We start from the raw sequence: 23,105 nt of genomic DNA, 5'->3' as shown, positions 1-23,105 counted from the left end.
CTACGATGCCGTAGGTTACGGTTCCGTAGGTAGTGTGGACCGAGGCGGTCGATGCGTGAGAGGAGACCCGCGATGGGTTCGTGGCGGGAACGTTTCGAGGCGCCGGCGCGCGCAGCGGCGGCGAACAGCACGAGGGCGGCGTGGCTGCGCGCCGCGGCGACCCGGGTCACCACCCCGTTGCTGCCCGACGACTACCTGCACCTGGTGAATCCGCTGTGGTCGGCGCGGGAGCTGCGCGGCAAAGTGGTGGCCGTGAAGCCCGAGACCGAGGACTCGGCGACCATCGTCATCAAGCCGGGCTGGGGCTTCTCCTTCGACTATCGCTCCGGGCAGTACGTCGGCATCGGCATCCCGGTGGGCGGTCGCTGGACGTGGCGCAGTTACTCGCTGACCAGCGATCCGGACACCTCGCGCGGAGACAAGACCGTCGCCGTCACGGTCAAGGCCCTTCCCGAAGGCTTCCTCTCGTCGCACCTGGTGAAGGGGCTGGCGCGGGGGACCGTGGTGCGGCTGGCCGCCCCGGCCGGTGAGTTCGTGCTGCCCGAACCCCTGCCGGAGAAGTTGCTGCTGGTGACGGCGGGCAGTGGGATCACCCCGATCATGTCGATGCTGCGGACGATGAAGCGGCGCGGCCGGCGCTCGGATGTAGTGCTGGTGCACTCGGCGCCCGCCGAAGACGCCGTGCTCTTCCGCGACGAGCTGCAGGCGCTCGACGACGACGGCGTGGTGACGCTGAAACTGTGGCTGACCCGCGACAGCGGCCGGCTCACCCCGGAGGCGCTGACCGAGCTGTGCCCGGACTGGGCGGAGCGACAGGCGTGGGCGTGCGGGCCGGGCGGCTTCCTGGACATGCTCACCGTGGCCTACGAGGGCGCCGGGGCCGGCGACTCCCTGCACATCGAGCGCTTCGCCCTCGAGCGCGGCGCGCACGGTGCGCAGGGTGGCACCGTGACCTTCGGTACGCGCGACAAGAAGATCACGGTCGACGGCGCCACCACGTTGCTGGAGGCCGGCGAACAGGCCGGTGTACAGATGGCCTACGGCTGCCGGATGGGCATCTGCCAGACCTGCGTGGTGATGCTCGACAAGGGCTGCGTGCGCGATCTGCGGACCGGTGTCGAGCACGTCGAGGGGGAGCGGATTCAGACCTGTGTCTGCGCCGCCGCCGGGGACTGCACCCTCGACGTCTGAGGCGAGTGCCCGCGTCCGGTTCAGCGGCTCCGGGGGTGGACAACCTACGGACTCGTAACCTACGCTAGCGTAAGTTACGGAATCGTAAGTGAGGAGCATTCGTGGCGATCAAGGACATCCCCGAGTACGCGCATCTGACCGACCAGGACGTCGAGGAGATCGCGGCCAAGCTCGATCAGATCCGCGCCGACATCGAGGCTGATCGCGGCGAGCGGGACGCCCGCTACCTGCGCAACACCGTCCGCTTCCAGCGCGGCATGGAGCTGACCGGGCGCGCACTGATCTTCGGCTCGCAGCGGCGGTCCCTCTGGTGGGCGGGCGCCGGCGCGCTCGGCGTCGCCAAGATCGTCGAGAACATGGAACTCGGACACAACGTGATGCACGGGCAGTGGGACTGGATGAACGATCCCGAGGTCCACTCGACGTCGTGGGAGTGGGACAACGCCGGGCCGAGCGCGCACTGGAAGCACCAGCACAACTTCATCCATCACAAGTACACCAACGTCCTCGGCATGGACGACGACGTGGGGTACGGCCTGATCCGCGTGACCCGCGACCAGCGTTGGCGTCCCTTCTACCTGGGCAACCTGGTGTTCAACACCCTCCTGATGCTCGGCTTCGAGTACGGCGTCGCCGCTCAGCACCTGGAGTTGGGCAAGAAGCGCAAGACCGAAGGAGACAAGCTCCAGTTCAAGAAGGATCTGCGCGACACCGGTGCCAAGATCGGTCGGCAGGCCGTCAAGGACTACGTCGTCTACCCGACGCTGGTCGGCGGGGCGACCCGTTCGCGGAAGGGGTTCCGGAAGGCGTTCACCGCCAACGTGATGGCGAACGTGATCCGCAACATCTGGACCAACGCGGTGATCTTCTGCGGCCACTTCCCCGACGGCGCGGAGAAGTTCACCAAGCGCGACATGGAGGATGAGACCCGCGGCCAGTGGTACCTGCGGCAGATGCTCGGCAGCGCGAACTTCCGGTCCGGTCCGGCGCTGGCCTTCATGAGCGGCAACCTCAGCTATCAGATCGAGCATCACCTCTTCCCGGACCTGCCGAGCAACCGGCTGGCCGAGATCGCGGTGCGCGTGCAGGCGATCTGCGACGAGTACGACCTCCCGTACACCACCGGCTCGTTCCCGGTGCAGTACGCGAAGTCCTGGCGCACCATCGCCAAGCTGTCGCTGCCGGACAAGTACCTGCGGGCCACCGCCGACGACGCCCCGGAGACCGCCTCGGAGATGCGCTTCAAGCGTGACCCGAACGAGCACCTGACGCCCACCGTCGACCCGCGCACCGGCCGCCGCCGCGGCCTCAAGTCGGCGCTGGTCCGGCGGCGGGAGCGTCGTCGCGGCATCGCCCACTTGCCGATGTCCCAAGGGGAGCGCCCGGCGGCCTGACCAGCGGGTTGAGACGGACGGTCGACGGACGTCTCGCACCCCGGGGTCCAGACGGGCATAATGAGCGACAATGGCGATCTCAGATATCAACGAATACGCGCATCTCAGTGATGCGGACGTCGAGGCCCTCGGCGCCGAGCTGGATGCGCTGCGCCGTCGGGTCGAGGCGGATCTGGGCGAGCGCGACGTGCGCTACCTGCGCCGCACCATCCTGGCGCAGCGAGCCCTGGAGGTCGCCGGGCGGCTGGCCCTCTTCGGAAGCCATCGCCGATCGCTGTGGCTGGCCGGCACCGCGGCGCTCTCGCTGGCCAAGATCATCGAGAACATGGAGCTCGGGCACAACGTGATGCACGGGCAGTGGGACTGGATGAACGACCCGGAGATCCACTCCACGTCGTGGGAGTGGGACATGGTGTGCGCGTCCCCGCACTGGAAGCACTCGCACAACTACATCCACCACAAGTACACCAACGTGATCGGGATGGATCACGACGTCGGCTACAAGGTGCTGCGGGTGACCCGGGACGAGCCGTGGGAGCCGAAGCGGCTGTTTCAGCCGATCTCCAACCTGTTTCTGGCCGCGACTTTCGAGTGGGGTATCGCGCTCCACGACCTGGACCTCGGAGGCGCGCTCCGGGGCACCCAGCCGATGGAGGAGGCGCTGCCCAAGGCGAAGGTCTTCGCGGCCAAGACGGTGCGGCAGCTCGGCAAAGACTACGTCCTCTTCCCGGCGCTGACCGGTCCGAATTTCAAGCACACGCTCACCGCGAACCTCACCGCGAACCTGGTGCGGAACCTGTGGGCCTACGTGGTGATCTTCTGCGGCCACTTCCCGGACGGCGCCGAGAAGTTCACCGTCGACACCCTCGAGGACGAGACGCCGGGTCAGTGGTACCTGCGCCAGATGCTCGGCACCGCCAACTTCGAGGCCGGTCCGGCGATGGCGTTCATGAGCGGCAACCTCTGCTACCAGATCGAGCACCACCTGTACCCGGACCTGCCGAGCAACCGGCTTGCCGAGGTGTCGGTGAGCGTCCAGGAGCTGTGCGAGAAGTACGACCTGCCCTACAACACCGACACCATCACCGTGCAGTACCTGCGGACGCTGCGCACCATCAACAAGCTGGCCCTGCCGGACCGCTTCCTCAAGGCCACGTCCGACGATGCCCCCGAGACCGCTTCGGAACGACGATTCGACGCGCTGTCGCCGCGCGCGCCCGGTCTGCGCAGCGCCCTCTCCCGGTTGAAGGAGCGCCGGATGATCGCGCGGGGCCGGCGTCGTCGTCGTTGATCCGTCGCGGATTCTCGTCCGCGTGATCGTGTGTCGCGGATCTTGCCGGTAGGCGCGCAGATCCGCGACACCGGATTCGGCGGGCGGCTGCCCTGGCCCGGCTACCGTGCGGCTTCGGCGGGGACCTCGTCTTCCGGGCCGTCGTCGCGCACGGCGACCAGCAGTTCGCGCACGGCCATCGCACGACGTCGGGAGCCGTCGGTGAGCTCGTCCAGCGCGCACTCCGGATCGGCGGGCGGACCGAGATGCGTACAGCCGCGCGGGCATTCGTCGATGGCCTCGCGCAGGTCGGCGAAGGCGTCGACGATCTCGTCGGGCGTCACGTGCGCGAGCCCGAAGGACCGGATGCCCGGCGTGTCGACCACCCAGGTCCTTTCGACGGGGCTCAAGGAGCTGGGTGCTGTCGTCGCTCCTTGAGCCCTGTCGGAAGTCGCCGCCCCTTGAGCCCTGTCGGAAGTCGCCGCCCCTTGAGCTCCGTCGAAAGGAACCGGGAGCGCCACCGACTGCGTCGACGTGTGGCGGCCCTTGCCGATGCCCGAGACCCGGCCGACCGCCCGGAAGGCATCCGGGACCAGGCGGTTCACCAGTGTGGACTTGCCGACGCCCGAATGCCCGATCAGCGCGGTGAGCTTGCCGGCCAGGATCTTCTCGAGGGCGGTGAGGTCGTCGTCGCGCCCCCCGAGGACCACCGGGAGGTCCAGGTCGGCGAAGTGCGCTGCGAACTCCTCCGGCGACGCCAGATCCGACTTCGTCAGACACAGAACGGGTTCGAGTCCGCCCGCATAGGCGGCGGCGAGAGCGCGTTCGACGAACCCGGTGCGCGGCGGGGGATCGGCCAGTGCGGTGACGATCAGCAACTGATCGGCGTTCGCGACGACGATCCGCTCGTACGGGTCGGTGTCGTCGGCGGTGCGCCGTAGCACCGTCGTACGGTCGTCCACACGGACGATGCGGGCGAGAGTGTCCGGCTTGCCGGAGAGATCGCCGACGACGCCGACGCGGTCGCCGACGACCACCGGGGTGCGACCGAGCTCCCGTGCCCGCATGGCGACGACGCGGCGGTCCGGATCGCCGTCGAGCACGCATCCCCAGCGGCCGCGGTCGACGGAGACCACCATCGCGGTCTCGGCGTCGTCGTGTGCCGGCCGCTTCTTGGTGCGCGGCCGGGTGCCCTTTCCGGGACGGATCCGGACGTCGGACTCGTCGTAGGAGCGGGCATCGCGGCTCACCGGTCGGCACCGCCGATCATCGCGGTCCAGCGGTCGGGGAAGTCGGGCATGGTCTTGGCCGTGGTCTCCACGTTCTCCACCACCACGCCGGGCACCACCAGGCCGATGGCGCAGCCCGCCGTGGCCATGCGGTGGTCGGCGTAGGTGTGCCAGAGGCCGGGCGACCATTCGCCGGCGGGCCGGCCGGTGATGATCAGACCGTCCTGGGTCTCCATCGCCTCGCCGCCGAGGCCGTTGATCTCGGTGGACAATGCGGCCAGCCGGTCGGTCTCATGACCGCGGAGATGTGCGATCCCGCGCAGGGTGGAGGTGCCCTCAGCCAGGGCGCACAGCGCGGCGATAGTCGGCGTCAGCTCGCCGACGTCACGCAGGTCGAGGTCGACGGCACGGAGGCGCTCGGGGCCGCGGACGGTCAGCAGACCGTCACCGGATCGGGTTGAGGTGCAACCCATCTCGCGCAGGATCGGGACGATCTCCGCGCCCGGCTGGGTGGTTTCGGCAGGCCAGCGCGGCACGCTGACCGAACCGCCGGTGACCGCGGCTGCGGCCAGGAACGCCGCGGCGTTGGAGAGGTCGGGCTCGATCTCCCAGTCGACCGCGGCGATCGGCCCCGGGCTCACCTCCCAGTGGGTCACCGCGCCTGTCTCGTCGACGGCCGTGATCACCTCGACGCCGGTGGCGGCCAGCATCTCGACGGTCATCTCGATGTGCGGAAGTGACGGGACCGGAGGTCCCTGGTGGGTGATCTGCGCCCCCGAGGAATAGCGCGCCGCCGAGAGCAGCAGGCCGGAGACGAACTGCGACGATGCCGAGGCGTCGATGGTCACCGGGCCGCCGATCATCGCGCCGGTGCCGTGCACGGTGAACGGGAGGCCGTCGCCGTCGATCTGTGCGCCCAGGGCGCGCAGGGCGTCGAGTACGGTGCCGAGCGGGCGGGTGCGGGCCTGTTCGTCGCCGTCGAACTCGACGTCGCCGGTCGCGAGGACGGCGACTCCGGGGAGGAAGCGCATCACGGTGCCGGCCAGCCCGCAGTCGACGATGCCGCCCTGCAGGTCGCCGGGAGTGACGGTGACGGTCGTCGGGTCCGCCGGGTCGGCGGCGACCCCCACGCCGAGCTCGGCCAGTCCGTCGAGCATCAGGTCGGTGTCTCGGCTGCGCAGGGTGCCGGTGAGCCGGGACGGGCCCTCGGCGAGCGCGGCGAGGATCAGCGCGCGGTTGGTGATGGACTTGGAGCCGGGCAGTTCCACGGTGGCATCGACGGGTCGGTCAACGGTCGGGGCTGCCCAGTCAGTCATGGAGCCATGTTCTCACGGAATCAGGACGCGTTCGCCAGGCCGTGTCCCGCCCGGTCCGTGCCGGCGGTGCGCGGCGCGTCGTGGGACTCGCGCTGTACGACACCGGCCGCCTGCGAGGAGGAAACGGCAATATTCCCTCGGTGGGCGCGTATCGGCCGGTGTCGTACGGGGTGTCAGGGCTACGGTGAGGGTCATGGCCGAGCACAGCGCGGGAATCCTGCTGTATCGCGGGCTGGGCGCCGGGCTGCGCGTGCTGCTGGTCCATCCGGGCGGCCCCTTCTTCGCGAAGAAGGACGAGGGGGCGTGGTCGATCCCGAAGGGTCTGGTGGAGCCGGGCGAGGACCTGCTGACCGCGGCGCGCCGCGAGTTCGCCGAGGAGACCGGGCAGTCGGCGCCGGACGGGCGGGCCGTCGAGCTGGGCCGGGTGCGGCTGCGCAGCGGCAAGGAGGTCACCGGGTTCGGGATGGCGGGGGACTTCGATCCGGAGTCCCTGCGCAGCAACACCTTCGAGATCGTCTGGCCGCCGCGCTCCGGCCGCCGCCAGGCATTTCCGGAAGTCGACCGCGCCGAATGGTTCGACGTGCCGACGGCGCGCACCAAGCTCAATCCGGCGCAGGTCGCGCTGGTCGACGCACTGGTCCGCTACCTCGACGACTCGCAGGCCGCTACCTGAACGCCGTCACATCTCGGGCGCGCTGCGAGTGCGGGCCTGCGCGACGAACTCGCCGAGACGGTCGATCCCGGTCCGAAGTTCCTCCTCGCCCGTCGCGTAGGAGAGCCGGACGTAGCGCTGCGCGCCGGCGTCGCCGAAGTCCTTACCCGGGGTGAGGGCGACGTACGCCTCCTCCAGGGCGCGGTCGCAGAACTCGGTGGCGGTCAGGCCGGTGGATGCGACGTCGATGTACACGTAGAACGCGCCGTCGGGTTCCACCGGTACCGACAGCCCCACGCGGTGCAGTCCGTCGAGGACCAGTCGCCGTCGGTGCCGAAGGACCGCGCGTCGCTCCTCGGCCTCGGCGATGGTCTCCGGCGTGAAGCACGAGAGCGCCGCGATCTGGGTCGGGGTGGGCGGGCAGATGTAGTAATTCTGCGCCAGCCGCTCGGCGACCGGGATCATCTCCTGCGGCACCACCATCCAGCCCAGGCGCCAGCCGGTCATGCCGAAGTACTTGGAGAAGCTGTTCACCACGATCGCGCCGGGGTCGTCGGCGGCGATGCTCCGCGGCGATCCGGTCGGGGCGTCACCGGCGCCGGGAGCGGAGTGAGCGGGCCGCGAGTCACCGGCGCCGGGAGCGGAGTGAGCGGGCCGCGAGTCACCGGCGCCGGGAGCGGAGTGAGCGGGCCGCGAGTCACCGGCGCCGGGAGCGGAGTGAGCGGGCCGCGAGTCACCGGCGCCGGGAGCGGAGTGAGCGGGCCGCAAGTCATCGGCGAGTGACAGGTAGATCTCGTCCACGATCCGCCAGCCGCCGCGCTCGGCCACGGTGGAGGTGAGCGCCAGCAGGTCGTCATGGGCGAGGCTGGTCCCCGTCGGATTGGCCGGCGAGGCGACCATGACGCCGCGTGTGCGTTCAGTCCAGGCGCGGGCGACGGCGGGCCCATCGAGCTGGAAACGCGTCTCCGGGCCGGTCGGCAGGAGCCGCACCCGCGCGCCGAAGCTCTCGGCGAAGCGGCGGTTGCACGGGTAGGAGGGGTCGGCGACCAGTACCTCGTCGCCCGGGTCGATGAGGGCCGCACACGCCAGGAGCAGCGCTGCCGAGGCCCCCGTGGTCACTACGACGCGCGCGGGATCGACGGGGGCACCGAGTCGATCGGCGCTGAATCCGGCGATCGCGGCGCGTAAGGCGGGGGTGCCGAGCCCACCCGTGTAGGGCAGCGGCCGCCCGTCGCTGATCCGCCGGATCTCCTCCAGGAACGCCTGGGGAGCGCCGAAATCGGGCTCGCCGAGATTGAGCTTGACCACGTGGATCCCGCGCGCCTCCAGCTCGGCGGCCCGTCGTCCGTACTCCATGGCATAGAACGGGGTGACGGCCTGTGCGCGCCGGGAGAACTCCATGCCCGCGATCTTAGGGTCTGTCGCGGGCCCGAAGACCGGTCGGTGCGGGGTCGGGATCAGTCCGGGATCCAGTTGAACTCGTCGGGGTCGGGGCCGACGCGCTGGTCGCGGTTCAACGCGCTGATCCGGGAGACCTGATCGTCGGAGAGAGTGAAGTCGAACAGGGCGAAGTTCTCGCGCATGCGCTCGGGGCGCACCGACTTCGGAAAGACGATGTCGCCGCGCTGGAGATGCCAGCGCAGCACCACCTGGGCCACCGTGCGGCCGGTTTCGGCGGCGATCGTCAGCAGGACCGGGTCGTCGAGCACTTCGCCCCGGCCGATGGGCGACCACGGCTCGGTCGCGATCCCGTGCTCGCGGCCGAAGGCGCGTACCGCGTCGTTGGTGAGGTACGGGTGCAGCTCGATCTGGTTGACCGCGGGCACCGTGTCGGTCTCGTCGATGAGGCGCTGCAGGTGCGGGATCTGGAAGTTGGAGACGCCGATCGCGCGGGTGAGACCTTCGGCGGCGAACTCCTCCATGGCGCGCCAGGTGTCGACGAAGTCGCCGACCGCGGGCATCGGCCAGTGGATCAGGTACAGGTCGGTGGGGCCGCCCAGTGCTTCGACGGTCCGCGCCGTCGCCTCGCGGGCGACGGCGGGGTCGTGCGCGTTGTTGTTCAGTTTGCTGGTGACGAAGATCTCGTCGCGGGGGATCCCGGAGGCGGCGACGGCCGCGCCCACCTGTGCTTCGTTGCCGTACATCTGCGCGGTGTCGATGTGCCGGTAGCCGATCTCGAGGGCCTGCGCGACCGTTTTCTCGGTGTCGCCGGGGGTGATCTGGAAGACGCCGAAGCCGAGCTGGGGGATGGTGACGCCGTTGTTCAGGGTGATGTGGGGAACCGTGCTCATGCTCTGTTTCAGCGCGGAGGCGATCTCCCCTATTCCCGCCTGGCCCGTGGCGGGGTGGGGGAGGACCCGGATCTTTCCCCCAGATCAGCGCTCGGCCCGTGACGTGGCCGTGCTGGTAGGGCACGGTAGAAGCATGACTACTTCAACATCCGGCAGTACCGGCACCTCGTTCTGGAAGATTCTCGCCATCGTGATCGGCGTGCTGATCATCGTGTCGATCGGCTGGTCGCTCGTCAAGGCGTTCATGTGGATCGCCGTGGTCGTTCTGGTGATCATCGGCCTGTTCACCGTCGCCAAGGCGTTCGGCGGGAAGAGTTGACTCGACGAGTGCTGTGAAGTGGCTGCTGAGCAACCACCTGACAGCACTCGAGGGGGATTGCGCTACGGGTGCAGGACGTACTTGCCCCGCGGATGCGGTCCGCTGATGGTCTCCAGTGCCCGGGCCGCCTCGGTCAGGTCGAACGCCCCCGCGATCTCGACGGTCAACCGCCCCTGCGCCGCATCGTCGAGCAGCCCGGGGATCGCCTCCCGGCGATGCCGCTTGGACTCCTCGGTGGCGCCGCTCACCACGGTGATTCCGTCCTCGATCCGCCCCCACGCCGCGATGCTGACGATCCGGTCCGGGCGAACCAGCGCCAGGGACACGTCGATCGCCTGGTCGGAGCCGACCGTGTCGGCCACGGCGGTGACCGGAGCCGGTGCCGCCTTCCGCACGGTGGCCTCCAGATCGCCGCGGTAGGAGACGGGGATCGCGCCGAGCTCCCGCAGACGGTCGTGGTTGGCCTCGGACGCCGTGGCGATCACCGTTGCGCCGGCGGCGACGGCGCGGGCCGTGACGATCGAGCCGACGGCACCCGACCCGCCGTGGACCAGCAGTGTGTCCGCCGCCGTGACACCCAATGTGGCCAGGATGTCGGCGGCCGTGACCCCGGCCAGCAGGAGCGCCGCAGCCGCATCGTCGTCGAGTCCGGCCGGCGTGGTGTGGACGTTCGACGACGGCGCCACCACGTACTCGGCGAAGGCCCCGCTCGCCGGGTACACCACCACGTGGTCGCCCACGGCGACCCCGGAGTCCGCGCCTGCCGTGTGCACGACCCCGGCAGCCTCGCCGCCGAGGGCCAGCGGGAGCTTTGCCGGATCGGACCCGACCAGGCCGCGCACCTGTTTGGCGTCGAACGGGTTCACACCGGCCGCGCGCACCCGAACCACCACCTCGCCGGCGTCGGGTTCGGGGATCGGCACGTCGATCACCTCCAACGAATCGGCGGGTTCTCCGTACTGTGTTGCGACGATCTTGCGGGCCATGCCCCGAGATTAGCCATCTCGACGATCAGCCGCCCGTGCCGTGGCGTTGTGCCGCGCGGTTGACCTCGAACGCAGCGACCCGCGGGTCGCCGGCGCAGTACCCGCAGCCCGCTCCGAAGAATTCTCCGCGGGCCCGCCGGTCGCCGAGCAGCCAGTAGTGCAACCACGCCGTCGAGGGGGCGCGCATGGACCCGCCGGACGTCACGGCTTCCAGGTGAGCGGTCCGCCGCAGTTCGAGGTAGGCGGCAGGCAGATGTCCGGACCGCTGGTACATCGCCCTGACCAGCGCCGGCCAGACGACAGCGTCGTCACTGCCGGCGAGGTACAGGACGGAGGCGTCGCGCACCAGCGTGACGTCGTTGAGAGGGCCCGGCGCCATCGCCACCACGGTCGTGACGCGCGGGTCGACGGCGGCGTTGATCGCCCCTGAACCTCCCTGGGAGTGGCCTGCCGCCGCGATCCGGCTCAGGTCGACCTTCTTGTAGAAGAGGCTCCGCGGGTCCGCCGCGTGCCGCGCCATGAGGTCGATTCCCCAGCGCATGCTGATCGCGAAGTTGCTCGTCGGGGTGTTGGCGGCCACCGTGACGAAGCCGTGGCTGGCGTAGTGGCGCAAGAGATGGGTGTAGAAGCCGGGGATCGCTCCGGTGCCGTTGCCCCACAGCACGATCGGGTGTCGGACGCCGCCGCGTCCGAGTTCGCGCGGGTAGTACACGGTGTGCACCGCGCCGATCTGGACCTGGGGCGTGTAGCCGCCGGGGCGGTCCCAGTCGGGCGCGGGCACGGGCGGCGCCGCGGCGGCGGGCGCCGCCGGCGAGAACGATGCCACCGGCGAGAGCACCGTGACGGCCAGCAGGAGGACAGCCGGCAGGAGGGCGGCCGGCACGGTGATCCGCCGGAACCACACCGGCGTCCGCCCGTCGGGGCCGGGCCTGCGGCGGATCATGCGACGAGCTCGGATCGCATGCGGGCGGCGTCGTCGCCGACCCGGCGGGCCGCGCAGTACACGAACACCGCGGTCAGCAGGAGGGGCAGCGGCACCAGATACATCGCTGAGTTCAGTCCGTCTCCGGCGAAGGCGGCCGCGTCTGCGGCTCCGGTCCGGGCGGCTGCGCGCCCGGCGAACCAGTCCGAGAGCGCCCCGACCGCCACCGGTCCGGCGAAGCCGCCGAGCAGGTACATCGCGGCGAAGAAGAGCGCCGTCGCCGTCGCCCGCAGACGCGGCACCACGACGTCGAGGATCGCCGGGTAGACGCTGACGTAGAAGGCGTAGGCGAGCAGCCAGCCGAGCGAGAACAACGCGGTGAAGACGGCGACGCTGGCGCCGTTCTGATTCAGGGCGAGTGCGGTGAGCGGGGCCGCGAGGGCGGTGGCTCCGGCCCCGATGAGCAGCCGCGCCTTCGGCGACGACGCCGAGGCGCGGTCGGCGTACCGGGCGCCGAGCAGCAATCCGGCCAGACCGGTCAGCCCGATGATCACTCCGGCCACCACCGCGGCGGTGGTGAGTTTCAGTTCGTACTGCCGCATGAGCAGCGGGACCGTGAACGAATTCACGGCGTAGGCGGCGAAGTTGAAGGTCAGTCCGGTGAGGATCAGCCAGCGCAGCGTGGGGATCGACAACAGCCGCCGGATCGGGCGCGTGACCGGCGCGGTGTCACGGGCGGGGACCTCCTCGGCGGCACCGCGTTGTGGGTCGCGCATCCGGAACATCACCAGCGCAAGCAGGACTCCGGGCACCGCGGCCAGGAAGAACGGGGCGCGCCAGGAACCGAACGTCTCGGTGATCTGGCCGACGGTGAAGTACGCGAGCATCAGACCGGCCGGTAGGCCGAGCATGAATATGCCCAGGGCGCGGGACCGCTGGTGGGCGGGGTAGAGGTCGCCGATCAGCGAGTTCGCCGCCGGAGTGAAGCTCGCTTCTCCGACACCGACGCCGAGCCGGGCGAGCAGGAAGAGCAGGTAGTTGCCCGCGGCTCCCGTGGCGGCGGTCAAACCGCTCCACACGAGCAGCCCGAGCCCGATGATCTTCGGGCGGTCGGCGCGGTCGGCGAGCCGACCCAGCGGCAGGCCCGCGATCGCGTAGACGATGGTGAAGGCGGAGGTGATCAGCCCGAGTTGCAGGTCGCTGAGGCCGAACTCGATCTTGATCGGTTCGGCCACCACGGCGGGGATCGCGCGATCGAAGAAGTTGAGCAGATTCGCCAGGAACAAGGCGATCAGGCCGCCGCTCAGGACGGCGGAGGTCCCGGTCGGCCTGTCCGGTGCGACGGTGGACACCGGTGGTGCTGACGGTGATGACATGGGACTCCTCTGGTCGGTCCGAATTCAGTGGGTGAGCGAGAATCAGGTGAGCCGGTCGGCGACGTGTCCGCCGATGGCGCGCATCCCGAGTGCGGTCGGGTGCAGCGGCGCGGCCGGCTCACCCGGCAGCACACCGGCGTAGTGGGCGCGTCCCGGCGAGGCGCAGATGTCGTGCCCCTCGGTCACCGCCCGGATGTCGACGAACTCGATCGATCGGGCACGGGCCTGCGCGGCCATCGCCGCGTTGACCGCATCGACGAGGCCTTGCAGGTAGTCGGCGTCGCGGGGCTGCATCGGCTGACGGTCCGGGCAGCCTCCCGGGCGGGTGTACGTGCCGTAGCCGACGACCACGATTCGGGCGCCCGGCGCCCGCGCCGCGACGGCGTCGAGCATCGCGCCCCAGGCGGGCGCGGCGGAGGCGATCAGCGAACGCTGCCGGGCGGCGGCGCCGCCGTCGCCGCAGCCGGCCGTGAGGCCCAGGCAACTCAGGGCGGTGGCGAACAGGTTGACGTCGTTGGCGCCGACGGTGACCGTCACCAGATCGGTGTCGGCCTCGAGCGCGGCCAGTTGCGGAGGCACGGGACCGTGGGCCGTGGTCTGCGGGGTCCCGGTGAGGTGTTCGGTGCGCGCCGAGGAGCAGGTGACGTCGGTCAGCCTCGCGCCGATCCGGGCCGCGACCACCGCCGGATAGTTGTGGAGCGACCGCAGACAGCCCGGACTGGCCGGGTCGGGGCCGGGCAGCAGCGGGCCGGCGGCCGCCGAATCGCCGAGCGCCACGTACTTCACCGTCGCCCCTTCGGCGTCCGCCGAAGTCGGGGCGCCCAGACAGGCGGCGGCCAGTGCGGCACAGGCGAGTCGGGTGACGGTCTTCATGGCATCGTTCCTCGGTTCTCGGCGGAGCCGCGAGAGCGGGCTTCGCCTCGGCGATTTGTAGGATCTCGCGTGGTGTGGATTACATGTTGGCAAGAAAAGTGCAGTTCAGTATTGTGTCGCCGCTTCGAGATTCGGGAGTGATTTGTGTCTGAGAACAAAGCCGTCGTGCTCGGCGGACGAGTCCTGGCTGACTATCTGGCGCAGCGCACGCACGCGCTCGTCGCCGAGACGGTGCAGACGGTCTGGCAGCGGGTGCCCTTCTACCGCTCGCTGCCGGAGGAGGCCATCAGGACCGACGTGACGGCCATCGTTCGGCGGAATCTCGAGGTCTTCATCGCCACGGTGCGTGCCCGGCGGGTGCCGACCGACGACGAGATGGCCCCGATACGCGAGTCGGCGCGACGACGGGCCGAGGAACTCGTGCCGCTGGCCGACGTCCTGCTCGCCTACCATCTGGGCACCGAGCGGTGGTGGGCCGAGATCACCGAACTCGCCGACACCGGTGACACGGAGGAACTGGCCTGGGTCGGCGCATGGCTGCAGATCCATCTGCGGGCGGCGACGTCGGCCGTCCTGGCCGGGTACGGTTCGGTCCGCCCGGGACCCGGTCAGGACGACGCGGAACGGCGGGCCCTGTTCGTCGCGCTGACCTCGGGCGCCGATGCGGCGGCAGCGGCCGAGCGCGCCGGCGTGCGTCTGGCTCGTATGTACTGGGTGGTGGCCTTGCATGTGGCGCCGCATCCGGACGAACAGTCGGCGGACGTCGACGTGATCGTCGCCGAGCGACGCAAGGTCCGCCGCCTGCAGCGCGAGCTGGACGGCGTCGGTCGGGACGATGCGGTGAGCCTGGTGGACAGCGGTGGCGGAGGGGCGTTGATCCCGGTGTTCGAGGCCGAACCCGGGCCGGCGGACTGGCCGGAGAGCGTGCAGTACGCGACGTTGCGCCGGAATCTCGCGGACCTCGAGCGCGGCATCGGTGCGGGGGTGCTGTCGGCCGTCTGCGCCGCCGAGCCCGCGGGCATTCCGGAGGCGTACACGCTGGCGCGCGAGGTGCTGAGGGTGGCGCGGTGTCACGGCCGCACGACCGGGGTGGTCCGGCTCGCCGATCTGGCGCTGGAGTACCAGCTCACCCGTCCCAGTGCGGCGACGGATCCGCTTGCGCGACTCCTCGACCCGCTCGACGGGCGTGCGGGGCTGAGCGAGACCCTGGAGTGCTACCTGGACTCCGCCGGGGACCGTAGCGCGACCGCGGCGGCGTTGCACGTGCACCCGAACACCGTCGTCTACCGGTTGCGGAAGGTCGCCGAACTCACCGGCCTGGAACCCACTGCCGTCTCGGGTGCCGTCGTGCTGACGGCGGCGGTGGCGGCCCGCCGTGGCCGGGCGGTCGATCCGGTGCGCGGCGACTGAGTTTCGCGGGGCCGAGTTTCGCGGGGATCGATTTCTGGGCGACCGAGTTGTCCGTGTCCGTCGTGCGCCGGGGGACTACCGTTGAGGACGAGTACCCGACCTCGCAAGGAGACCCGACATGCTGGACCTGAGCTTTCTCGGCTGGATTCTGATCGGCGGCCTCGCCGGATGGGCGGGCTCCAAGATGATCAAGGGCAGTTCGCTCGGGGTGTTCCTGAACATCGTGGTCGGGGTGATCGGTGGTCTGGTCGGCGGCTTCGTCCTCAATCTGCTCGGCTTCAACGTCGACGAGGGCGGGTGGATCTTCAGCTTCTTCACCGCGCTCCTCGGTGCCGTGATCCTGCTGTGGCTGGCGGGTCTGGTCAGCAAGAAGCAGGACGCTTAGCCACATCGAGAACCGTGATGACACAGAGGTTGCCGTGACACAGAGACTGCTGTGACACAGGGGTTTCTGTCAGACCTGGTCGAGGCGGTCGGGCCGTCGCACGTACTGACCGACCCGGAGACCGTCGCCGGGTACCTGACCGACTGGACCGGGCGGTGGCACGGGACCGCGCTGGCCGTGGTCCGGCCGGCCGACACCGCCGAGACTTCCGCGGTGGTCCGCGCGTGCGCCCGGGCCGGCATCGCAGTGTGCCCGCAGGGCGGCAACACCGGACTGGTCGGCGGGTCGGTGCCACCGGTCGGGGTTCCCTCCATCGTCGTCTCCACCTCCCGGCTGGACTGGATCGACGACGTCGACGTGCCCGGCCGGGCGGTGGGCGCCGGAGCCGGGGTGACCCTGGCCCGGCTGCAGCGGTCCGCCGACGCCGCGGGGCTGGCGTGCGGGGTGGATCTCGCCGCCCGGGACAGTGCGACCGTCGGCGGGATGGTCGCCACCAACGCGGGCGGGATCAACGTCGTGCGCTACGGCGCGATGCGCGCCCAACTCCTGGGCGTCGAGGCGGTGCTGGCCTCCGGCGAGGTGCTGCGCCGGTGGAAGCCGCTGCGCAAGGACAACGTCGGCTACGACCTCCCGGGTCTGCTCGCCGGGAGCGAGGGCACCCTCGCGGTGATCACCGGGGTGCTGCTGCAGCTGGTGCACAAGCCGCGCCGGACGGCCACCGCGATCGCGGCCGTCGAGAATCCCGCGGGCGCGCTCGCGCTGGCCGCCGCGGTGGAGGAGTCCGGGATCGTCGTGCGTGCCGCGGAGTTGATGACGCGGCGCGGGATGGACCTGATCGCGTCGTACGGGCATCGTCGTCCGTTCGCCGAACCGCCGCCGTACTCGCTGCTGATCGAGGGCGAGGCCGCCGGCACCGACCTCGCGGCCGCGCTGGACGCGGCCGGCGTCGTCGAGGCGGTGCTCGAGGAGGGGTCGGGCGCCGACCTGTGGGCGGTGCGTGAGGCGCACACGGAGACCATCGCCCGGGACTCGTCGTCGCCGGTGGTGAAGCTCGACGTCTCGGTGCCGCTGCCGGCGCTCGAGGATCTGATCGACGCCGTCGATCCGGTCGCCGCGGAGTACGGCGCAAGGCACATCCCGTTCGGCCACGTCGCCGACGGCAACCTGCACGTGAATCTGCTCGACGTCGATCCGGGCCGGGCGGCGGAGGTGACCGACCGGGTGCTGCGCATCGTCGCCGGCCTCGGCGGCAGCATCAGCGCCGAGCACGGCGTCGGACGTGCCAAGATCCCCTGGCTGGAACTCTCGCGCAGCCCGGCCGACCTGGCCGCCATGCGTACGATCAAGGCTGCGCTCGATCCGCACGGTCTGCTCAATCCGGGGGTGCTGTTCGGCGTGAACTCCTCTCGGGAGTGATCTAGATTACTCTGGAGTCAGATCACTGACGGACCTGCGGGAGGCGAGACGCATGGACAACTCGGCACTCGATCACGACGTGGTGATCGTCGGGGCGGGATTCGGCGGTCTGGGGTCGGGCATCGAGCTCAAGCGGCAAGGGCTGGCGAACCTGGCGATCCTGGAGCGCGAAGACGATCTCGGCGGCACCTGGCACGTCAACCACTATCCGGGTCTGGCCGTCGACATCGCCTCGGTCACCTACTCGTACTCGTTCGAACCCAACCCGCACTGGTCGCGCCTGTTCGCGCCCGGCGCCGAACTCAAGGCCTACGCCGACCACGTCGCCGACAAGTACGACCTGCGCAGACACATCGAGTTCGGCACGGCCGTGGAGCGGGCCGAGTGGAACGACGACGACCGTCACTGGACCGTCTACACCGCCGACGGCGGCAGTCGTACCGCGCGTTACCTGGTGACGGCGACCGGGTTCCTCTCGCAGCCGCACACCCCGGACTTCGAGGGCATGGAGACGTTCGCCGGCGACGTCATCCACACCACCGCGTGGCAGGACGGGTACGACTTCACCGGCAAGCGCGCCGCGGTGATCGGGACCGGGGCCACCGCGGTTCAGCTGATCCCGGAGATCGCGCGGAAGGCCGAGGCGCTCACGGTGTTTCAGCGCACGCCGATCTGGGTGGTCCCGAAGATCGACTTCGCCATCCCCGGTCCGGTGCAGACGCTGTTCGAGAAGGCGCCGCTGACGCAGAAGGCCGCGCGCCTGGTCAACACCGCCGCGTTGGAGGCGTTGATGGTCTTCGGTGTGCTGCACTTCAAACAGGCCAAGCCGGGCAACAAGATCGCGGCACTGCTCGGCAAGGCGCACCTGCGCGCCCAGGTCCGCGACGCGCAGACCCGGAAGAAGCTCACGCCGTCGTACGACTTCGGCTGCAAGCGCCCGACCTTCTCCAACACCTACTTCCGGGTGTTCAATCAACCGAATGTGACGCTGCAGACGTCGTCGATCGCGCGAGTGGAGCCGGACGGGATCGTGTGCGACGACGGCACCAAGACTGAGATCGACACTCTGGTGCTGGCGACCGGATTCAACTTGTGGGACACCAACTTTCCGGCGTTCCAGATCATCGGCCGCCAGGGCCGCGACCTCGGCAAGTGGTGGCGGGAGGGCCGCTTCCAGGCGTACGAGGGGATCGCCGTGCCGAAACTGCCGAACTTCCTGAGTCTCAACAGTCCGTACTCCTACAGCGGACTGAGCTACTTCACCACCATCGAGGGCCAGATGAAGCACATCGCCCGGCTCTTCACCGAACTACGACGACGAGGCGCCGACACCTTCGAGGTGACCGAAGAAGCCAACACGCGCTATCTCGACCGCTCCACCGAGGCGCTCGACTCGTCGGTGTTCTACGCGGGCGACTGCGCGGGCTCGCGCAGCTACTACTTCAACCAGCACGGCGAAGCCACACTGCTGCGGCCGTCGTCGACGCTGGCGACCCTGCGCGAGATGGACAGCTTCCCGCTCGACGATTACACCTACGCGTGAGACGACAGCCTGCTCGATGATCGGCGCTACCGATCGGAGCGGCGCTCCTCATCTTCCACCTGTGCGTCGACGATCCGCTGCTCCGGCACCTGGTACGGGGCCGACGACTCCACGGGCCGGTGCATGCGCCGATACGCCTCGTCGGCGGCCGAGAGCCGGACGATCTTCACCTTGCTCGCGAGCTTCGGGTCGAGGCCGTTGTTGCGCAGCAGATGGCGGCGGTAGACGTCCTTGAGCGCGATCTGGAAGTACAGAAGCGGGATCGCCAGCAGCAGGATCATGCCGCCGCGCACCCACCACTGGGCGGGAATGAAGCAGAGTCCCACGACGATCGGCACGAACGGAACGAAGCCGCGCACGATGTAGCGCCGCGCGTTGCCGGGGCCGGTGATGTCGCGGGCGACCCAGTCGCGCATCGAGTCGGGGAGAGGCCGGCCCAGCAGATAGCCGATCCGCTGGAGCGGTCCCGGACGGGCGCCCGCCGCAGGCGCGGTCATGAGACCGGCTCCAGCAGTTCCGGCCCCTGATTGGACACGCGGTTCACCAGCGGCGAGACCTCCCGGATCTCGATCGCGTCGGCCAGCGCGAGGTCCGGCGGCGCCAGCAGATCGGGATCGACGGGACGGTCCGGGTCGAGCCAGGCCGCCCAGTACTCCACGGGCATGATCAGCGGCATCCGGTCGTGGATCTCCCGATGGGCGCCCACCGCCTCGGTGGTCAGGATGGTCGCCGAGGAGATCCAGGCGTCGTCGTTCCCGGCTTCCCGATCTTCCGGCGATCGCCAGGCCGACCACAGTCCGCCCATGTACAGGCGTGAACCGTCCTCGGGCGTCATGTAGTACGGGATCTTGGTCGGCTTGCCCCTGCTGTCCAGCGGGCCCTTGCGCCACTCGTACCAACCGTCCATCGGGAACAGGCAGCGTTTGTTCTTGGCCGACGACCGGAACGCGGGCTTGGTCGTCACCGTCTCGGCACGGGCGTTGAACAGCAGCGGCCCCTTGCCGAACTCCTTGGTCCACGGCGGGATCAGTCCCCACCGCATCGCGCGGACCCGGCGGGCGACCGGCAGGTCGGGGTCCCCGCCTGTCCTGGGCGGAGGCGAGGGGTCGTGCCGGTCGACGACGGTCATCACGGTCGTGCTCGGGGCGACGTTGTAGTTCGGGGTGGTCACCGTGCGGCCCGCACGCTGGTCGGTGTCGGGAGCCGCATCGGCGCCGGACGGGACCTCGTTGCGGGCGTCGATCTCGGCGGCGAGCTTGGCCGGGTCCGTCGTCACCGCATATCGTCCGCACATACCTCGATTCTCGCACGCTGCACCGGGGAACAACTGCCGCGTCGCAGGTGTTGAGACCGACGAGACATTCGCCGACACGAGGACGGAACCCACGTGACCGCAGTACCGGCAACCGCGGCTGAGCAGCCGCTGCGCGAATCGCTATGCTTGGTGGAGCATATTTCCAACGGTGCCGGGAGCACCTCGACTCCGCTCGGCATGAACGGCGCGAGCGGGCCGAACGAGACAGGCGCCGGGAGCGTCGTGACCCGGCCGGACGAGACCGGCCGCACACACCGCCCGCCACGTCGCCACGAAGGGATCGCGGTGTCGCCAGCCGATTCGCCGACCGAGACGGCTCCGTCCGAGTCACCGGAGGAGACGACGGCCCCCGAGACGCCGGAGGAGTTGACGGCCCGCTTCGAACGGGATGCGCTCCCGCTGCTCGACCAGCTCTACGGCGCCGCGCTGCGGATGACCCGCAATCCGGCCGACGCCGAGGACCTGGTCCAGGAGACCTACGTCAAGGCGTTCACCGCCTTCTCGTCGTTCAAGGCGGGTACCAACCTCAAGGCGTGGCTGTACCGGATCCTGACCAACACCTACATCAACTCGTACCGGAAGAAGCAGCGTCAGCCCGCGCAGTATCCGACCGACGAGATCACCGACTGGCAACTCGCCGCCAGCGCGGAGCACACCTCCACCGGCCTGCGGTCGGCGGAGATCGAAGCCCTGGACGCGCTGCCGGACAGCGAGATCAAGGAAGCGCTCAGCCAGCTTCCGGAGGATCGCCGGATGGCCGTCTACTACGCCGACGTCGAAGGTCTTCCGTACAAGGAGATCGCCGAGATCATGGACACCCCCATCGGCACCGTGATGTCGCGACTGCACCGCGGGCGCAGGCAGCTGCGTGAGCTGCTCGTCGACGTGGCGCGCGAGCGCGGCATCGGGCGGACGAGCGTCGGGTCGGCGACAGAAGCAGGGGAGGGGAGCCGATGAGCGGGCCGGCCGACGGCGCGAAGCCGTTCGAAGAACTGGACTGCTCGGCGGTGCTCGCCGACATCTTCCTGCTGCTCGACAACGAGTGCGATGCCGGCGCGGCCAAGCGGCTGCAGGGGCACCTGGAGGACTGTCCCTCGTGCCTGGAGCACTACGCCGTGCAACGCGAACTCAAATCGCTGTTGGCGCGCAAGTGCTGCGAGGAGGCCCCGCAGGGACTGCGGGAGCGGCTGCGCGTGGAGATCCGCCGCACCGTCGTGGTGCGGCAGACGATCACCCGCGCCGATCGCGACTGAACGAGATCAACGACACCAGACCAACGACGACGGCCCGGCCCCGATCAGATCGGGGGCCGGGCCGTCGCCTCGTCTGGTGAGAAGAACTCAGGCGTTGGGGCGCTTGCCGTGGTTGGCCTTGTTCTTCTTCCGTGCACGCTTCTTACGTCCGCGCTTACCCATGACGGACCTCCTGTCGTTGTCTAGGCACAAGTTCATCGATGATTCTCTCACGCGGGCCCCGGTCAGCGGTAATCGTGCTGCGCGGCAGTCCGGCACTAGGATGAGGCGACGACCGAAGGGCGCGCCGCGGCGTGCTCACCGGGACACCGACCTGGATTGAGGACATGGCGACTCTCCACGATCTGCTTGCCGAGCACACCGATCTGTCCGATGCGGCGGCGCTGCACCTGCAGCGGCTCGTCGCCGAATGGCAGCTGCTCGCCGACCTCTCTTTCGCCGACTACGTGATGGCGGTGCGCGGTTCCGACGGACGCCTGGTGTACGTCGCACAGGTGCGCCCGAACACCGCGTCGACCCTCTTCCAGCACGACGAGGTGGGTCACGCCGTCGATTCCCCGGCCAGTCCGCACGGAGCCAATCCACTCGTCGGCCGGGCCTTCGCCCACGGGCGCATCGAGCGCGACGACGTCCCGCGCCGCCACGGCGGCATGTTGATCGAGCGGATCGCGGTGCCGGTCACGTTCGACGGCGAGGTGATCGCGGTGCTCGGCCGGGCCGGCGATGCCACCGGGACGCTGCCGCCCTCACCGCTGGAATCGGCATATCGGGACGCCGCGAGCGCGCTGCGCCAGATGGTCCTCGAGGGCACCTTCCCGCTCGACGAGGCCAACACGCTCGGACTGTCGACACCGCGAGCGGGCGACGGGTTCATCCGACTCGGCGCCGACGGCCGCGTGGTGTACGCCAGTCCCAACGCGGTGTCGGCCGTGCACCGGATGGGATGGACCGCCGAGCTGGGGAACACGCGTCTGGCCGACGCCTTCGCCGAACTGCTCACCGATCCGTTCGACGCCGTCGACGTCGGTTCGATGCTGGCGGCCGCCTGCGGTGCGGACCGGCGCACCGGCGACCGCGCCGAGGGGCCGGCGGGACGCAACGGCCTGCCGGGTCCGGAGATCCCGCTGCGCATGGAACTGGATGCGCGACGGGCGAGCGTGCTGATCCGCGCGGTGCCGCTGCGCAGTCACGGGCAGACCCGCGGCGCAGTGGTCCTGATCCGCGACGTCACCGAGGTGAAACGCCGGGATCTGGCGCTGATCAGCAAGGACGCGACCATTCGGGAGATCCACCACCGGGTGAAGAACAATCTGCAGAGCGTCTCGGCGCTGCTGCGGCTGCAGGCCCGGAGGTCGGGTAACCCGGAGACGATCGTGGCGCTGACCGAGGCGGTGCGCCGGGTCTCGTCCATCGCCCTGGTGCACGAGATGCTCTCCGGCAGCGTCGACGAGGAAGTGGACCTGGATGCCGTCGTGGACCGGCTGATTCCGACGCTGGTGGATGTCGGCGCGCCCGGCGACGGCGCCGCGGCGGTGACGGTCCGGCGCGGGAGTCGCCTCGGGGTGCTGTCCGCAGACCTGGCGATGCCGCTGGTGCAGGTGCTCACCGAGGTGGTGCAGAACGCGATCGAGCACGGCTTCGCCGCCGACGGCCGCGACCGGATGCGGCGCCGCGACGACGCGCTGATCGTGGTGGACGGCGAACGCGATCTGCGCGGCCTGACGGTGCGCGTGGTCGACAACGGCGTCGGCGTCCCCGACGACTTCGACCTGGCCTCGTCGGACCGGCTGGGCCTGCAGATCGTCTGCACGCTGGTGAACAACGACCTCGGCGGAACGATCGAGATCGGGCCGGGTCCGGACGGCGGTACCGTGGTCGAACTCCAGATCCCCCTGCACTGAAAGCCTGCCCCGACACGTGAGCGCAAGAAAGAAGCCCGGCCGTGAAGAGAACGGCCGGGCTTC

23 protein-coding genes are annotated in these 23,105 nt (G+C 69.9%); 12 read left to right on the top strand and 11 right to left on the bottom strand.

Translation table 11 applies throughout. From position 1 onward, the window contains the following. Positions 1-72: 72 nt before the first annotated feature. The 3 genes from C6V83_RS15605 (at position 73) to C6V83_RS15595 (ending at position 3,876) form a co-directional block, all read left to right on the top strand. Positions 73-1,191, top strand: a complete 1,119-nt coding sequence (locus C6V83_RS15605) for a ferredoxin reductase (protein ID WP_105943162.1) — start codon at positions 73-75, stop codon at positions 1,189-1,191. A 101-nt stretch (positions 1,192-1,292) separates the two neighbouring features. Beyond that, entirely contained in the window at positions 1,293-2,585 is a 1,293-nt protein-coding gene (locus C6V83_RS15600; RefSeq protein ID WP_105943161.1) for a fatty acid desaturase family protein, read from the top strand. 70 nt (positions 2,586-2,655) lie between these two features. Beyond that, a complete protein-coding gene (locus tag C6V83_RS15595) occupies positions 2,656-3,876 on the top strand; it encodes a fatty acid desaturase family protein (protein ID WP_105943160.1) in 1,221 nt (406 codons plus the stop codon). A gap of 101 nt (positions 3,877-3,977) precedes the next feature. On the opposite strand, the gene rsgA is transcribed toward C6V83_RS15595, so the two are convergent. Both rsgA and aroA read right to left on the bottom strand, forming a co-directional pair. Continuing rightward, entirely contained in the window at positions 3,978-5,105 is a 1,128-nt protein-coding gene (gene rsgA / locus C6V83_RS15590) for a ribosome small subunit-dependent GTPase A (RefSeq protein ID WP_105943159.1), read from the bottom strand. Continuing rightward, positions 5,102-6,400, bottom strand: a complete 1,299-nt coding sequence (gene aroA / locus C6V83_RS15585; protein WP_105943158.1) for a 3-phosphoshikimate 1-carboxyvinyltransferase — start codon at positions 6,398-6,400, stop codon at positions 5,102-5,104. The genes rsgA and aroA overlap by 4 nt, the downstream gene beginning before the upstream one ends. Before the next feature lie 193 nt (positions 6,401-6,593). Between aroA and C6V83_RS15580 the strand changes: the two genes are divergently transcribed. Further along, complete coding sequence (locus C6V83_RS15580) at positions 6,594-7,073, top strand: NUDIX domain-containing protein (RefSeq protein ID WP_105943157.1); 480 nt, start codon at positions 6,594-6,596, stop codon at positions 7,071-7,073. A 6-nt stretch (positions 7,074-7,079) separates the two neighbouring features. Here the strand turns inward: C6V83_RS15580 and C6V83_RS15575 are convergent, their stop codons facing one another. Together C6V83_RS15575 and C6V83_RS15570 are read right to left on the bottom strand one after the other, a co-directional pair. Further along, on the bottom strand, positions 7,080-8,453 hold the full coding sequence (locus C6V83_RS15575; protein WP_105943156.1) for an aminotransferase class I/II-fold pyridoxal phosphate-dependent enzyme: 1,374 nt from the start codon (positions 8,451-8,453) through the stop codon (positions 7,080-7,082). Positions 8,454-8,509: 56 nt separating this feature from the next. Further along, positions 8,510-9,343 (bottom strand): aldo/keto reductase, encoded by an 834-nt coding sequence (locus C6V83_RS15570; RefSeq protein ID WP_105943155.1) that lies wholly within the window; start codon positions 9,341-9,343, stop codon positions 8,510-8,512. 133 nt (positions 9,344-9,476) lie between these two features. Between C6V83_RS15570 and C6V83_RS15565 the strand changes: the two genes are divergently transcribed. Then, complete coding sequence (locus C6V83_RS15565; RefSeq protein WP_105943154.1) at positions 9,477-9,662, top strand: hypothetical protein; 186 nt, start codon at positions 9,477-9,479, stop codon at positions 9,660-9,662. 62 nt (positions 9,663-9,724) lie between these two features. Here the strand turns inward: C6V83_RS15565 and C6V83_RS15560 are convergent, their stop codons facing one another. Genes C6V83_RS15560 through C6V83_RS15545 form a run of 4 tightly spaced genes read right to left on the bottom strand, consistent with a single transcriptional unit; the run spans position 9,725 to position 13,819 of the window. Continuing rightward, a complete protein-coding gene (locus C6V83_RS15560; protein ID WP_105943153.1) occupies positions 9,725-10,648 on the bottom strand; it encodes a quinone oxidoreductase family protein in 924 nt (307 codons plus the stop codon). Positions 10,649-10,673: 25 nt separating this feature from the next. Further along, entirely contained in the window at positions 10,674-11,591 is a 918-nt protein-coding gene (locus C6V83_RS15555; RefSeq protein ID WP_105943152.1) for a poly(ethylene terephthalate) hydrolase family protein, read from the bottom strand. After that, the gene (locus tag C6V83_RS15550) at positions 11,588-12,946 is read right to left on the bottom strand and encodes a spinster family MFS transporter (protein WP_105943151.1); all 1,359 of its coding nucleotides are present in this window, start codon (positions 12,944-12,946) and stop codon (positions 11,588-11,590) included. Before C6V83_RS15550 ends, C6V83_RS15555 begins: the two co-directional genes overlap by 4 nt. 42 nt (positions 12,947-12,988) lie before the next feature. After that, positions 12,989-13,819, bottom strand: coding sequence for an SGNH/GDSL hydrolase family protein (locus tag C6V83_RS15545; protein WP_105943150.1), 831 nt, complete (start codon positions 13,817-13,819; stop codon positions 12,989-12,991). A 144-nt stretch (positions 13,820-13,963) separates the two neighbouring features. Here C6V83_RS15545 and C6V83_RS15540 point away from each other — a divergent pair, with 144 nt between their 5' ends. The 4 genes from C6V83_RS15540 (at position 13,964) to C6V83_RS15525 (ending at position 18,573) form a co-directional block, all read left to right on the top strand. Beyond that, complete coding sequence (locus C6V83_RS15540; RefSeq protein WP_234353766.1) at positions 13,964-15,229, top strand: PucR family transcriptional regulator; 1,266 nt, start codon at positions 13,964-13,966, stop codon at positions 15,227-15,229. 118 nt (positions 15,230-15,347) lie between these two features. Next, on the top strand, positions 15,348-15,614 hold the full coding sequence (locus C6V83_RS15535) for a GlsB/YeaQ/YmgE family stress response membrane protein (RefSeq protein ID WP_105943149.1): 267 nt from the start codon (positions 15,348-15,350) through the stop codon (positions 15,612-15,614). Between the two features lie 51 nt (positions 15,615-15,665). After that, complete coding sequence (locus C6V83_RS15530; RefSeq protein WP_199832539.1) at positions 15,666-17,030, top strand: FAD-binding oxidoreductase; 1,365 nt, start codon at positions 15,666-15,668, stop codon at positions 17,028-17,030. A 52-nt stretch (positions 17,031-17,082) separates the two neighbouring features. Further along, positions 17,083-18,573 carry a flavin-containing monooxygenase gene (locus C6V83_RS15525; RefSeq protein WP_105943148.1) on the top strand — a complete coding sequence of 497 codons (1,491 nt, stop codon included), beginning with the start codon at positions 17,083-17,085 and terminating at the stop codon, positions 18,571-18,573. Between the two features lie 26 nt (positions 18,574-18,599). Here C6V83_RS15525 and C6V83_RS15520 read toward each other — a convergent pair whose 3' ends face one another. Both C6V83_RS15520 and C6V83_RS15515 read right to left on the bottom strand, forming a co-directional pair. After that, positions 18,600-19,070, bottom strand: coding sequence for a DUF5313 family protein (locus C6V83_RS15520; protein ID WP_159067534.1), 471 nt, complete (start codon positions 19,068-19,070; stop codon positions 18,600-18,602). Continuing rightward, positions 19,067-19,867 (bottom strand): SOS response-associated peptidase, encoded by an 801-nt coding sequence (locus C6V83_RS15515; protein ID WP_105943147.1) that lies wholly within the window; start codon positions 19,865-19,867, stop codon positions 19,067-19,069. The genes C6V83_RS15520 and C6V83_RS15515 overlap by 4 nt, the downstream gene beginning before the upstream one ends. 198 nt (positions 19,868-20,065) lie before the next feature. Between C6V83_RS15515 and C6V83_RS15510 the strand changes: the two genes are divergently transcribed. Further along, complete coding sequence (locus C6V83_RS15510; protein ID WP_325027395.1) at positions 20,066-20,845, top strand: sigma-70 family RNA polymerase sigma factor; 780 nt, start codon at positions 20,066-20,068, stop codon at positions 20,843-20,845. After that, complete coding sequence (gene rsrA / locus C6V83_RS15505) at positions 20,842-21,141, top strand: mycothiol system anti-sigma-R factor (RefSeq protein ID WP_105943146.1); 300 nt, start codon at positions 20,842-20,844, stop codon at positions 21,139-21,141. Before C6V83_RS15510 ends, rsrA begins: the two co-directional genes overlap by 4 nt. A gap of 87 nt (positions 21,142-21,228) precedes the next feature. On the opposite strand, the gene C6V83_RS19110 is transcribed toward rsrA, so the two are convergent. Next, the gene (locus C6V83_RS19110) at positions 21,229-21,303 is read right to left on the bottom strand and encodes a 50S ribosomal protein bL37 (RefSeq protein ID WP_407646286.1); all 75 of its coding nucleotides are present in this window, start codon (positions 21,301-21,303) and stop codon (positions 21,229-21,231) included. 164 nt (positions 21,304-21,467) lie between these two features. Here C6V83_RS19110 and C6V83_RS15500 point away from each other — a divergent pair, with 164 nt between their 5' ends. Then, positions 21,468-23,042 carry a sensor histidine kinase gene (locus tag C6V83_RS15500; protein WP_105944009.1) on the top strand — a complete coding sequence of 525 codons (1,575 nt, stop codon included), beginning with the start codon at positions 21,468-21,470 and terminating at the stop codon, positions 23,040-23,042. Positions 23,043-23,105: the final 63 nt, after the last annotated feature.

The sequence above is a fragment of the Gordonia iterans genome (assembly GCF_002993285.1).
In the GTDB taxonomy this organism is placed as follows: domain Bacteria; phylum Actinomycetota; class Actinomycetes; order Mycobacteriales; family Mycobacteriaceae; genus Gordonia; species Gordonia iterans.
This window is presented reverse-complemented; position numbering and strand designations above follow the sequence as displayed.